Origin of the sequence: Micromonospora sp. KC207, assembly GCF_004348615.1 — a bacterium.
GTDB lineage: Bacteria > Actinomycetota > Actinomycetes > Mycobacteriales > Micromonosporaceae > Micromonospora.
The window spans coordinates 1-12,423 of sequence record NZ_SMKJ01000223.1 but is presented as its reverse complement, the minus strand read 5'-3'; the positions used below and the strand labels follow the sequence as shown (position 1 = coordinate 12,423).

Genomic DNA, 12,423 nt, shown 5'->3' with positions numbered 1-12,423 from the left:
GGCCGGACAGGAACATGTAGTAGATCAGCCGGTTGCCGGGGAACTCGTAGCGGGCCAGCACGTACGCGGCCATCGAGCCGAGCAGCATGGTCAGGAAGACGCTGCCGACCAGCACCAGCAGCGTGTTGAGGAAGAACGCGCCGAGGTGCCCCTCCCCCCAGGCCCGGGTGAAGTTGTCCCAGTGCAGTTCGTCGGGGATCAGCGACAGCGGTTCGCGGATGACCTCCGAGTCGTCCTTGAACGCCGACATCACCACCCACAGCAGCGGGTAGACCACCATCACGGCCCAGACCACCAGGAACAGGTGGGAGAAGCCGTTGAAGACGCGTCCGCTCAGCTCACGGCCGCGGCTCACGAGGCCCCGGCGCGGCGCGGGGCGGAGGGCCGGACGCCCGGGGCGGGCGAGCTCACCGGACGGTCGGGTCACCGTGCTCATCGTCGGGGTCTCCTCAGTACTCGATCCGCTCACGGCGGGTGATCCGGAGCTGGAGGGCGGCCAGCAGGATCGTGAAGACGGCCAGCGCCACGCCCATCGCGCAGGCGTAGCCGAACTGCCCCTTCTGGAACGCGGTGAAGTTGAGCACCGACGCGAAGATCTCGCTGGCGTGGTTCGGCCCGCCCTGGCTCGGGGTCATGACGAAGACCAGGGCGTACATGTCCAGCGCGATGAAGCCCAGGTAGACCCAGGCCACGGAGATGGTGTCCCGCAGCAGCGGCAGGGTGATCCGGAAGAAGGTGTCGAACCGGCCGGCCCCGTCGAGGATGGCCGCCTCGTAGATGTCCTTGGGGATCGACTGCATCGCCGCCGAGAAGAGCACCATGTAGAAGCCGGCCCCGCTCCACACCGCGATGAGCAGCAGCCACCACAGCACGGCGGGCACGCCGAGGAACGGCTCGGGGTCGGCGGTGAACGCGATCGGGTCGTCCGCGTCGACCAGACCGATCTTCATCAGCAGGCCGTTGATCAGTCCCTGGCTGTCCGAGCGGTAGATCTGCTGCCACATCACGGCGATCACCACGAGCGACAGGACCTGCGGAAAGAAGAAGACGACCTTGTAGAGCCCGGAGCCGAAGACCCCCCGGATGCCGGCCCTGTCCTCGCGTCCGCCCACGTTGAGCAGGAACGCGAGGAGCAGGGCCAGCGCGATCGTGAACAGCGGCACGGTCACCAGGAAGAACACGTTGTGCCAGAACGCCTTCCTGATCAGCTCGTCGGAGAACAGCCGGACGTAGTTGTCCAGCCCGACGAACTCCTGCTTGTCGGAGTAGCCACCCCAGTTGGTCAGCGAGTACCCGGCCGCCTGGGCGAAGGGCCACACCACGTAGAAGAGGTACAGCGCGACGGGGATGGCCAGGAAGCCCGTGACGAAGCGCGCGACACCGTGCCGCATTCCACTCACTCTCTCGAACGGATCAGTGGGCCGCCACCGGGTCAGGCGCGGGTCTGCTTCTTGATCGACGAGTCCTTGGCCACCTTGTCGGCCGCCGCCTGCATCTTGTCGACGAACTGCTGCGCGGTGAGCCGGCCGGCCATCAGCTCCTCGGCGAGGTTCTGGCTCTCCTTGTCCAGGTCGGCGTAGAAGTCGAAGAGCTTGGTCTTGATCAGGTCCTTCGGCGCGTTGCGCATCAACTCGTTGGCGCTGGCCAGTGCCGTGTCCTGCACGCGATCGCCGGAGCCCTTCGTGGAGGCGAGCGACTTGGTCAGCTCGGCGAACTTGGCGGACCCGGACTTCGACAGCACGGCCCGCAGGAACTCCTTCGCCGCCGCCTTGTTCGGGGCCTTGCTCGGCACCACGAGGCCCTCGCCGGCGCCGGCGAAGACGTCCTTGGGCGCCTTGTCCGTGGCCCCCAGGCCCCAGTAGTCCGACAGCTTCATCTCGAAGCCCGGCGGGATCGTCGCCGCCATCTCGTTCTTCAGCCAGGTGCCGACCTGGATGAACGCCGCCTTGCCGTCGAGCCATGCCTGCTGGGACTGGGTGTGGTTGAGGTTGCCCGGCAGCAGCAGCTTGTCCTTGACCAGCTTCTCCCACGCCTGGAGGGCGGGCAGCACCCCGTCGGCCCTCCAGGCGTTCTCCTTCAGGTTGTCGATGTCGACGACCGCCTGCCTGCCGGCGGACTTCCAGATCGTCGCCATCAGCGCCCAGCGCGGGTAGTAGCCGTGCACGGCGTCGTGCACGTACGGGGCGACGCCCTTGGCCTTGATCTTCGGCGCGAGGGCGAAGAACTCGTCGAACGTCGTCGGCGGCTGCCAGCCCTCCTTGGCGAACAGCGCGCCGTCGTACCAGTTGCCCCAGACGGTGAAGGCCACGTTGACGACGTAGAACTTGCCCTGGAAGGTGCCGTCCTCCACCGTGCCGGGCAGCAGCGAGTCGGCGACGGGGCCCTCGCTGTCCCAGGCCGGGGCGGTGAGCAGGTCGTCCAGGGGCTCGATCGCGCCCTCGTTGACCAGGGTGCTGATGTCCATCATGTCGGCGCCCGAGTTCATGACGAGGTCGCTCGGCTGCGTCGCCATCTTCGGCTGCTCTTCGGTCTTGATCTTCTGGGTGGAGCTCATGTTGACCGTCACGCCCGCGTGCTTGGCGTTGAAGACGGCCTTGTCCTCCTTGGCCCACTGGTCGCCGAGGCCGCCGTTGAAGATCACGACCTTGACGGCGCCGCCGTCCTGCACGCCGAACGGGTTGTCCTTGCTCTTGGCCGCGCCGGTGTCGTCGGACCGGCTCGGCTCACTGCCGGCGCAGGCGCTGAGCAGGCCCACGGCGGGGGTGACGAGCAGGCCCGCCGCGGCGGCGCGACGCAGCAGGGTCCGGCGGCTCAGATCGGCCGGGTGCTCGGGGGTAACCGACATCGATGTCTCTCCTTGATGTGTCGAGTCAGGCGGTACGCCGGAGACGTCCGGCGTACCGCGACTCGAGGGCGAGGTGGTGCTCGTCCGCACCGGGGACGTTGGCGGAGAGGTAGATAGGGGGTACCTCCCCGGCCTGGTGGAACCGTCGTACGACCTCCGGGGTCACCAACCTGATCATGCGGTGGCCCCCTTCGTGGCCTTGTGCCCGTCGACTGCCTTGGCGGTGCGCCGGAAGGCCGCGTGGGCACGGTCGTGGGTGCGCTGCGCGACGGCGATGTAGAGCAGGTCGAGCACGACGAGCTGCGGGTGCCGGGCGGACAGCGCATCGGGGCGGAAGGTCGTCGCCTGGCTGGCGGTGAGCAGCACGAGGTCGGCCAGTTCCGCCAGCGGTGAGCGGGGGAAGCCGGTGAGGGCGACCGTGGTGGCGCCCCGGCTGCCGGCCTCGGCGAGCATCTCGATGGTTTCCCGGGTCTGCCCGGTGTGCGAGATGCCCAGCGCCACGTCACCGGGGCCGAGCAGCGCGGCGCTGGCCAGCCCCTCGTGCACGTCGCTCCAGGCCCACGCGGCCACCCCGATGCGGTGCAGGCTGAACTGCATCTCCTCGCCGACGAGGGCGCTGCCGGAGGCGCCGAAGATGTTGACCCGGCCGGCCCCGGCGATGGCCACCGCCGCCCGTTCCACCTCGGCGAGGTCGAGCAGCGTGGCGGTGTCGTGCATGGCCCGCGTGTCGGCGGCCATGATCTGGCCGAGCACCCGTTCCAGGGGGTCGCCGGGCTGGATCTCCCGGCCGATGTCGACGGTCCAGCCGGCGGAGCGGGCCCGGCCGGTCTCGGCGGCGATGCCGAGGCGCAGGTCGGCGTACCCCTCGAAGCCCATCGCCCGGCAGAACCGGGTGATGGTGGCCGGGGAGGTGCCGCTGCGCTCGGCCAGCTCGACGATGGTCGCCCGCGCGGCGGCCTCCGGCTCGCTGAGCACATGCTCGGCGACGCGGCGCAGCGCGCCGGTCAGCTTCCCCGCGCCGGCCCGGACCCGGGCGAGCACGCCGTCGGTGGGCAGCGCGCCCCGCCGGTCGGCCGGGTCGGCGTCGACCACGGCGGCCCCCCGGGGGGTGTCGACCTCGTGATCCACCACGCGACGCCTTTCGGAAAAGAATGTTAACTGTTAGTGGTAAAAGTTCTTACTGAAGGGCCCTCCGTGTCAAGACCGTGGTCGAAGTTTTCAAACTGTTACCTGGCGTACGGCCGCCGACCCGGCCGGGGATCTTGCTCCCCTCGGCGGGGCCCACCAGCATTGATTCGCTCACACCGCCAACCCGGGAGGACCCACCGGATGTGCGACACCATCGTGGTCGGCCTCGACGTCGGGGGCACGTCCACCCGGGCGCTCGCCGTGACGCTGGCCGGGGAACGCCTCGGCACCGGCCGGGCCGGCGGGGGCAACCCGACCAGCCACGGGGCCGAACGGGCCGCCGGGGAACTCCTGGCCGCCCTGCGCGCCGCGCTGTCCGACGTGGACCCGGCCCGGGTGCGGGCCGGCACGATCGGGCTCGCCGGGGCGGGACGGCTGCTCGCCGACCCTGCGGGGCGGGCGGCATTCGACGGGGCGTGGCGCGACGCCGGCCTGCGCTGCCCGTACGCGGTGCACGGCGACGCCCTCGTGGCGTACGCCTCCGGCACGCCCAGCGCCCACGGCACGGTGCTGATCGCCGGCACCGGCGCGATCGCCGCGCAGGTCCGCGACCTGCGGCTGGACCGGGTCGCCGACGGCCACGGCTGGCTGCTCGGCGACGCCGGCTCGGGGTTCTGGCTGGGCCGGGAGGCGGTCCGCCGGCTCCTGGCCGGCCTGGACGTGGGGCACGACCCGGGGCCGCTGGGCCGCCGGGTGCTCGCCGCGCTGCTCGGCGTCGACCGGGTCGCCGACCGGCCCCGGGACACCGTGGACGCGGTGGTCCAGGTCGTCACCCGCCGGCCGCCGGTCGAGCTGTCCCGGCTCGCGCCGCTGGTGGTGGCCGCCGCCGTCGAGGCGGAGCCGGTCGCGGCGGGACTGATCGGGGAAGCCGCCGGTCACCTGGCCGCCAGCGTCGCGCGGATCCGGCCGGCCAGCGCGGTGGACCCCGTGGTCCTCGGCGGTGGCCTGCTCACCGGCGACACCCCGCTGGCCGCCGCCGTCCGAGCGGAGCTGACCCGCCGGTGGCCGGGCGCGCCGCTGCGCGCGGCCGGCGACGGGGCCGCCGCCGCGGCCTGGCTCGCCGCCCGCGACCTGCCCGAGGTCACCGATCCGGCCGCCCTGCACCCGCTGCTGGTGCCGGCGACCTCCTGACGGCGCTTCGCAGGCGACCCGCCGCACCGCGTCGGGGCGTTCGTCGCCCGATGCCCCGCCGGAAGCCCCGGCCTGGCATAGCCTGATCCCATGCGCCGCCTGCGGCAACTCGCCGAGCGTACGCCGGCCCGGCGGGAGCGCTACGTCGACCTGCTGCGGGCGGTCGCCATCGGCATGGTCGTCGCCGGGCACTGGGGCGTCACCGTCATCAGCCGGGACGCCGCCGGCCGGCCCACCGGCCACTCCGCGCTCGGCGACCTGCCGTGGGCGTACCCGCTGACCTGGGTGGCCCAGGTGCTGCCGGTGTTCTTCCTCGTCGGCGGGTTCGCCAATGCCGCCTCACTGACGGCGAGCCGGGCCCGGGGCGGCGACGCCACCGGCTGGCTGCTCGACCGCAGCGCCCGGCTGGTGCCGCCGACCACCGTCATGCTGCTGGTACTGGCGGCCGGCGCGGGCGGGGCGTACCTGTGGGGCGCCGGGGAGGCCCGGATCCGCACGGTGGTCTGGTTCGCCACCATCCCGCTGTGGTTCCTCGTGCCCTACCTGGCCGTCGTCGTCCTCACCCCACCGGCGCACGCGCTGCACCGCCGCTTCGGGCTCGCCGTGCCGGTGGCCCTGGCGGGCCTGGTCGCCCTCGGCGACCTGGGGCGGCTGACCGGGCCCGGAGTCCTCGCCTGGGGCAGCTACCTGGCCGGCTGGCTCGCCGTGCACCAGCTCGGCTTCGCCTGGTACGACGCCCACGCCGCCGCCGGTGCCCAAAACGCCCCGCCGGGCGGGCGGCCCGCAGCGAGCCCGAACGGCCCCCGGCACCCGCTGCCGACGTCCCGTCCGGCGGCGGTCGCGCTGCTGGCCGGCGGGCTCGGCGCGCTGCTGCTGCTCACCGGCGTGGGGCCGTACCCGGTGGCCATGCTGCACGTGCCCGGCCAGCGGCTGGACAATGCCAGCCCACCGAGCCTGGCACTGCTCGCCCTGGCCACCGCCCAGCTCGGGCTCGTCCTGCTGCTGCGCGACCGCGCCGAGCGGTGGCTGCGCCGGCCCGGGCCGTGGCAGGTGGTCATCGCGGTGAACTCGGTGGTGCTGACCCTCTTCCTCTGGCATCTCACGGCCGCCCTGCTGCTGGTCGGCCTGCTGGACGCGGTCGACCTGCTGCCCACCCCGGCGGTGGCCACCGCCGGGTGGCTGGCCTGGCGGGTGCCCTGGCTGCTGCTGCTCGCCGTGGTGCTGGCCGGGCTCGTCGCCGTCTTCGGCCCGGTCGAGGCGCGGTCCGGCCGGCGGCGGCGCGCCGGGGAGGAGGCACGCCGCCGGGCCGGGGACGGCGGTCGCCGCCGGGCCCGGACCACGCTGGTGGTCGCCGGGTACGCCGCCGTGGTCGCGGGGCTGCTGGTCAACACCGTCACCCCGAAGGCCGCGCCCGAACCGCTGGGGCTGCCCGCCCCGACGCTGGTGGCGTACCTGGCCGGGGCGGGGCTGCTGCGGGTGCTCAGGTCTGGGTGGGGAAGCCGAGATCGACCCCGCGGTGGCGGGGGTCGGGCCACCGACTGGTGACCACCTTGCCCCGGGTGAAGAACGCGACCCCGTCGGCGCCGTGGGCGTGCAGGTCACCGAAGAGGGACGCCTTCCAGCCACCGAACGAGTAGTACGCCATCGGCACCGGGATCGGCACGTTGATGCCGACCATGCCGACCTCCACCTCGTGCTGGTAGCGCCGGGCCGCGCCCCCGTCGTTGGTGAAGATCGCCGTGCCGTTGCCGTACGGGTTGGCGTTGACCAGGTCCACCGCCTCGTCGTACGAGCCGACCCGCAGCACGCCGAGCACCGGCCCGAAGATCTCGTCGGTGTAGATCGACATGTCCGGGGTGACCCGATCGAACAGGGTCGGGCCGAACCAGAAGCCGTCCGGCTCACCGTCCGGTGCGACGTCGCGCCCGTCGACCACGGGGACGGCCCCGGCGGCCACCCCGGCCTCGACGTACCCGCGTACCCGCTCGGCGTGCGCGGCGGTCACCAGGGGACCCATGTCGCAGCCGCGCCGGCCGTCGCCGGTGCGCAACCGGGCCATCCGCTCGGCGATCCGGGCGACCAGGGCATCGGCGACCGGCTCCACCGCGACCAGTGCCGAGATCGCCATGCACCGCTCCCCCGCCGAGCCGAAGCCGGCGTTGACCGCCGCGTCGGCGGCCAGGTCGAGGTCGGCGTCGGGGAGCACCACCATGTGGTTCTTCGCCCCGCCGAGAGCCTGCACCCGCTTGCCGGCGGCGGTGCCGCGCCGGTGCACGTGCCGGGCGACCGGGGTGGAGCCGACGAACGACACCGCCTTCACCCCGGGGTGGTCGAGCAACGCGTCGACCGCCTCGGCGTCGCCGTTGACCACGTTGAGCACCCCGTCGGGCAGGCCGGCCTCGGCGAACCACTCGGCCAGCAGCAGCGCCGCGCTCGGGTCCTTCTCGCTGGGCTTGAGCACCACCGCATTGCCGCAGGCCACCGCGACCGGGACGAACCACAGCGGCACCATCACCGGGAAGTTGAACGGAGAGATCACCGCGACCACCCCGAGCGGCTGGCGCAGGCTGTACGAGTCGACCTCGCCTGAGACGTTCTCGCTGAACCCGCCGCGCAGCGCCGAGGAGATGCCGCAGGCGTACTCAATGACCTCCAGGCCGCGCTGCACCTCGCCAGCGGCGTCGGCGAGCACCTTGCCGTGTTCCGCGGTGATCACCTCGGCGAGCCGGTCCCGGCGGGCGAAGACCAGCTCGCGGAAGGCGAACAGCACGGCCGTCCGCTTCGCCAGGGAGGCGTCGCGCCAGACCCGCGCGGCGCGCCCGGCGGCCTCGACCGCGACCGCCACGTCCGCGGCGTTCGCCAGCGCCACCTGTCCGGTACGCCGGCCGGTGGCCGGGTCGAACACGTCCCCGCGCCGCCCGGACGTGCCGTCGACCCGCTTGCCGTCGACGAAGTGCCCGATCGGGTTCACGGCGCTCGACTCGGACATCAGGCCGCCACCTCGCCACCGACGCAGGAGCCGATGGCGTCGACCAGGATGGCCAGCCCCTCGCGGGCCTCGTCCTCGGTGAGGGTCAGCGGCGGGCCCATCCGCAGCACGTTGCCGTACAGGCCGCCCTTGCCGACCAGCAGGCCGCCGGCCCGGCACGCCTCGAAGACCCGGGTGGTCAGGGCCGGGTCGGGCTCGACGGTGCCCGGGTGGACGAACTCGACGCCGAGCATCAGCCCCTTGCCGCGTACCTCGGCGACGGGGTCGAGGCCGCCCACGGCGGCCCGTAGCCCGTCGGCGAGGATCGCGCCGACGCGGGCCGCGTTGGCCTGGAGGTCGTGGTCGATCAGGTAGTCCAGGACGGCGTTGCCGGCGGCGGTGGCGATTGGGTTGCCGCCGAAGGTGGAGAAGCTGATCGCCGGCACCGACTCCATGATCTCGGCCCGGCCGACCACCCCGGCCAGGGCGAAGCCGTTGCCGATGCCCTTGGCGAAGGTGAGCAGGTCCGGGGTGACGCCGTGCGCCTGGTACCCCCAGAAGTGCTCGCCGGTGCGCCCCCAGCCGGTCTGCACCTCGTCGGAGATCAACAGGATTCCGTGCTCGTCGAGCACCTTCCGCCAGGCGGCGAGGAGGCCGTCGGGTCCGTGCACGAAACCGCCGACGCCCTGGATCGGCTCGGCGATCAGGCAGGCGACGTCGCCGGCGGTCTGGGTGGCGAGGACCTCGCGCAGGTCCTCCACCGCCGCGTCGACCCGGTCGGCGGCATCGAGGCGGGACAGCAGGCCGCGCAGCCGCTCGCCGGAGTGCAGCCAGGCCACCTGGAGCGGGTTGAGGGCGCTGGCCGACCAGCTTCGGTTGCCGGTGACGCCCATCGCCGCGTACGTGCGCCCGTGGTAGCTGTTGCGCACGGCGAGGATCTGGTGCGAGCGGCGGTGGTTCGTGGCGGCCAGCAGGGCGGCCTCGTTGGCCTCGGTGCCGGAGTTGGTGAAGAAGACCCGGGCGTCGGGGATGCCGGAGTGCCGCACGATCTTCTCGGCCAGCTCGACCTGCTGGCGGATCAGGTAGAGCGTCGAGGTGTGCACGAGGCCCGTGGCGAGCTGCCGCTGCACCGCCTCGCGGATCTCCGGGATGTCGTAGCCGATCATGTTGGTCAGCACGCCGCCGAAGAAGTCCAGGTAGGTGCGGCCCCGCGCGTCGGTGACCCGGCGGCCGGAGCCGGAGACCAGCTCGATCGGCTCGGCGTAGTAGAGCGGCATCCAGGACGGCAGCACTGCCCGGTGCCGGGCCAGCAGGTCGTCGGTCATTCGTCGCACCCTCCAACGCGTCGGCGGTCACCGCACGGTCCCACCCGCAGGCGGCGGGGACAACTGCCACTGTGTAGCGCAGCGGTGGTTCTCGGCTGACAGCACGTCAACCGGTCCGCTGCGGTTTCCGGGGCCTCCGGCGCGTCCGACGCGCGTTTCCCCTGGCTGTGGACCCCGGAGGCGACTCGATCCGCACGGTACGATCCGGGGCGTGCGGATCATCCGGGACGTGGCGCTGCCGGGCGGCGAGGCGGGCAGCACCCCGGCGCGGATCGTCGACGGCGTGCGGTCCTGGGTCACCTCGCCGCCGCTGCGGGACCTGGTCGCGCGGTTCGGCGGCGACCGGCCGCCGGACGACCTGGCCGCTGCGCTGGCCTGGCTGGACGACTTCTCCGCCCGGCACTGGGACTTCCGGGGCGGCCGGGAACGCCCCGAGGCCGCCGAGCCCGCGTTCGACCCCCGCACGGCGGGGCTGGTGCTCGCCGCGGCGTCCGCGCTCGGCCTGGTCCAACCGGTCCCGCCGGCCCGCCCGGCGTACGCGCACCTGGTCGTCCTCGGCGGGCTCGCGCACGCCTGCCTGCGCCGGGTCGCGTACGCCGCGCGCCTGCTGGACTCGGGCAGGGCGGTGGCCGGCGAGGTGGCCGTGCTGGGCAGCTTCCGGCCGCTGTCGGGGGCGGAGCGGCGGGCGCTGGCTGGCGCGGGCGTGGCGGGCGGCGACACCGAGGTGGACGCCCTCGACGCGGCGGTCCGGCTGACGTTCGGATTGGCCGAACCGGCCGAGGAGGACGGCGTGGACGCCGGGGACCCGCACCGGTCCTGGTCCTCGCGCACCTGGCGGCCGGCGGGGCTGCCCCCGGTGCGGGTGCTCGCCGCCCCGTCCAGCGAGCCCGGGCGGCGGCGCGCGCACACGGCCGACACCCAGCGGTTCTGGGCCGAGCGCGTCCGGCTGCGCGTCGGCGACCCGGTGCTGATGGTCACCGCGCCGATCTACGTGCCGTTCCAGCACTGCGACGCGCTGCGCACGCTCGCCGTGCCGTACGGGTGTGGGATCGAGACCGTCGGCGTCGACCCGGCCCTGCCCGACCTGACGTGGCTGCCCGAGCCGGCCCTGACGCCCGGGCGCTACCTCCAGGAGATCCGCTCGGCGATCCGGTCGATGCGCGCGCTGTACGCCGCCGTCGCCGCCGGGTGAGCCACCGCGCCGCCGCCGGCAGAAACCGCCGCCCAGTGAGCTGAGCGGCGGGCCCCCAGGCCGGGTGGCGGCCCGGGTCGGCGCCCGACGGGGAGATCGGGCGCCGACCCGGGCCGTCGCAGGTCAGTTCACGTAGACGGTCGCGCCGCCCTGGGTGATGTCCCGGACCGGGGCGTACGTCGCGCTGAAGTACGCGGAGGAGAAGCAGGTGCCCGGGCCGGCGGACTTGGTGAACGGCTGGTTGACGAAGGTGATCGAGGTGGTGGCGTTGGACGCCGTTCCCCGCACGACGTTGCCGTTGGCCTTGTAGACGCAGGTGACGTTGCCGATCAGGGTGCGCAGCGAGACGGTGCTCTGGATCGGCCCGGTGAGGGTGACCGCGCCGGCACTGGTCACGGAGACCGAGTACGGCAGGACGTCGACCGTCACGCTGTTCACGCCGAGGGTGCCGGCCACGTTGCTGGTGCAGCTGGTGAAGGTCTGCCCGGTGAGGCTCTCGGTGGCGGTGCCCGGCGCGGCCGGGTTGGTCAACGCCATGGCCGTGAAGGTGGACGCGGCGCACTTGACGCCGGTCGTGCCGGTGGCCGACGAGTAGAAGTTGGCGGTGGTCCCGGTCCGGAGGCTGGCCTGGAGGGTGTCGGAGACGGCGACGGCGGTCCCGCCCGCGCTGCCGGTGGTGAGCACCGTGTTGGCGAGGGCGGCCGGATCGGCGGAGGCGGGGGCCGCCGCCACGAGGGAACCGAGCAGCGCGACGGCGGCGAGGCCGACGGCGGCGCGTCCGTACCTGGGCATGGTGGGTCCTTTCGACGGGTGGTGGTGCGACGGCGGCGGCCGGACCGGCGGGTCACCGCGCCCGGCGGACCGGGCGCGGCCGGGCGGCCGCGAAGGGGCGGCCACGGCGGGAGACCGTGACCATGGGCCCGCCGCCGGGAGACGGTCGGCGACGGAGGCGGACCCCGCCAGGGCGACGGCGGGGCGGGTTGCGGGTCGGTGACCGGTGACCCGGCGGGTCGACCCTGGTGTCCGGCCGGTCAGCGGCCGGTGCCGGCTGGGGCACTGCGGCGTGGCCGCGTCACCCGCACCTTTCCGGCCTTGGGAGCGCGCCGGCGGTCGGCGATAATGACGACCATCGAGCCCTCCTTCGGCGCTGCTCGGTGCGACCATCCGGCGAAGATGACCATCAGCGACACGATGGAAACCCAACGTGGTGAAGTTATAAACCCCGGAGGGTCGCAAAGTCAATCGTTGATACATGGAGGTCGATGTCGATGTCGCTGGCACCCCACCCGGAGGCCGGGGCCACTCCCCTACCAGGGGCCCGACCCGGGCGCGATCCCGAGCGGGCGATCAAACGCGGGCCACGCCGCCTGTCGGCCGAGGTGGTCGCGGCGACCCAGCGCGACCGGCTCTTCGACGGGCTCGTCCACGAGGTGGCAGCCAAGGGCTACGACAACGCCCGGGTCACCGACATCTGCCGCGCGGCGGGGGTGACCCGCCCCGCCTTCTACGCCCTCTTCGCCGGCAAGGAGGACGCCCTCCTGGCCACCTACCGACACGGCACGGCCGTCCTGCTGCGCCTGATGGACGACGCCTACGCCGACGCCGGTCCGGACTGGACCGACGCCGCCCGGGCCGCCCTGCGGACACTGCTGGAGGTGCTGGCGAGCGTGCCCGCGTTCGCCCGGATGGCGCTCGTGGAGATCGACGCGGCCGGCCCGGCCGCCCGCGACGAACGGGACCTGCTGCTGTCGCGGTTCCACCGCTTCTTCCACCC

The 12,423-nt window shown here is 73.5% G+C and carries 12 protein-coding genes; 4 read left to right on the top strand and 8 right to left on the bottom strand.

Annotated features, from left to right (window positions below; genetic code table 11):
* From E1258_RS23705 to E1258_RS23685, 5 genes are all read right to left on the bottom strand, one after another.
* Nucleotides 1–436 (bottom strand): carbohydrate ABC transporter permease (locus E1258_RS23705; RefSeq protein WP_132405005.1); only part of this gene is annotated, 436 nt, incomplete at its 3' end.
* A gap of 13 nt (nt 437–449) precedes the next feature.
* Complete coding sequence (locus E1258_RS23700; RefSeq protein ID WP_132405003.1) at nt 450–1,391, bottom strand: carbohydrate ABC transporter permease; 942 nt, start codon at nt 1,389–1,391, stop codon at nt 450–452.
* A 41-nt stretch (nt 1,392–1,432) separates the two neighbouring features.
* Complete coding sequence (gene ngcE / locus E1258_RS23695) at nt 1,433–2,845, bottom strand: N-acetylglucosamine/diacetylchitobiose ABC transporter substrate-binding protein (RefSeq protein WP_132405001.1); 1,413 nt, start codon at nt 2,843–2,845, stop codon at nt 1,433–1,435.
* Between the two features lie 25 nt (nt 2,846–2,870).
* Entirely contained in the window at nt 2,871–3,023 is a 153-nt protein-coding gene (locus E1258_RS23690) for a hypothetical protein (RefSeq protein ID WP_207919685.1), read from the bottom strand.
* The gene (locus tag E1258_RS23685) at nt 3,020–3,976 is read right to left on the bottom strand and encodes a MurR/RpiR family transcriptional regulator (RefSeq protein ID WP_132404999.1); all 957 of its coding nucleotides are present in this window, start codon (nt 3,974–3,976) and stop codon (nt 3,020–3,022) included. Before E1258_RS23685 ends, E1258_RS23690 begins: the two co-directional genes overlap by 4 nt.
* 198 nt (nt 3,977–4,174) lie before the next feature.
* Between E1258_RS23685 and E1258_RS23680 the strand changes: the two genes are divergently transcribed.
* Both E1258_RS23680 and E1258_RS23675 read left to right on the top strand, forming a co-directional pair.
* On the top strand, nt 4,175–5,164 hold the full coding sequence (locus tag E1258_RS23680; RefSeq protein ID WP_132404997.1) for an N-acetylglucosamine kinase: 990 nt from the start codon (nt 4,175–4,177) through the stop codon (nt 5,162–5,164).
* A 90-nt stretch (nt 5,165–5,254) separates the two neighbouring features.
* Nucleotides 5,255–6,709, top strand: a complete 1,455-nt coding sequence (locus E1258_RS23675) for an acyltransferase (protein ID WP_132404995.1) — start codon at nt 5,255–5,257, stop codon at nt 6,707–6,709.
* On the opposite strand, the gene E1258_RS23670 is transcribed toward E1258_RS23675, so the two are convergent.
* Together E1258_RS23670 and E1258_RS23665 are read right to left on the bottom strand one after the other, a co-directional pair.
* Nucleotides 6,645–8,135 carry a CoA-acylating methylmalonate-semialdehyde dehydrogenase gene (locus E1258_RS23670; protein WP_132405011.1) on the bottom strand — a complete coding sequence of 497 codons (1,491 nt, stop codon included), beginning with the start codon at nt 8,133–8,135 and terminating at the stop codon, nt 6,645–6,647. The genes E1258_RS23675 and E1258_RS23670 overlap by 65 nt on opposite strands.
* A 17-nt stretch (nt 8,136–8,152) precedes the next feature.
* Complete coding sequence (locus E1258_RS23665; protein WP_132404993.1) at nt 8,153–9,457, bottom strand: aspartate aminotransferase family protein; 1,305 nt, start codon at nt 9,455–9,457, stop codon at nt 8,153–8,155.
* Between the two features lie 211 nt (nt 9,458–9,668).
* Between E1258_RS23665 and E1258_RS23660 the strand changes: the two genes are divergently transcribed.
* Nucleotides 9,669–10,649, top strand: coding sequence for a hypothetical protein (locus E1258_RS23660; RefSeq protein WP_243715644.1), 981 nt, complete (start codon nt 9,669–9,671; stop codon nt 10,647–10,649).
* 123 nt (nt 10,650–10,772) lie between these two features.
* On the opposite strand, the gene E1258_RS23655 is transcribed toward E1258_RS23660, so the two are convergent.
* Nucleotides 10,773–11,441 carry a Tat pathway signal sequence domain protein gene (locus tag E1258_RS23655; RefSeq protein ID WP_132404991.1) on the bottom strand — a complete coding sequence of 223 codons (669 nt, stop codon included), beginning with the start codon at nt 11,439–11,441 and terminating at the stop codon, nt 10,773–10,775.
* A 476-nt stretch (nt 11,442–11,917) separates the two neighbouring features.
* Here E1258_RS23655 and E1258_RS23650 point away from each other — a divergent pair.
* Nucleotides 11,918–12,423, top strand: a 506-nt coding sequence (locus tag E1258_RS23650; protein ID WP_132405007.1) for a TetR/AcrR family transcriptional regulator, incomplete at its 3' end; no start/stop codon positions are given.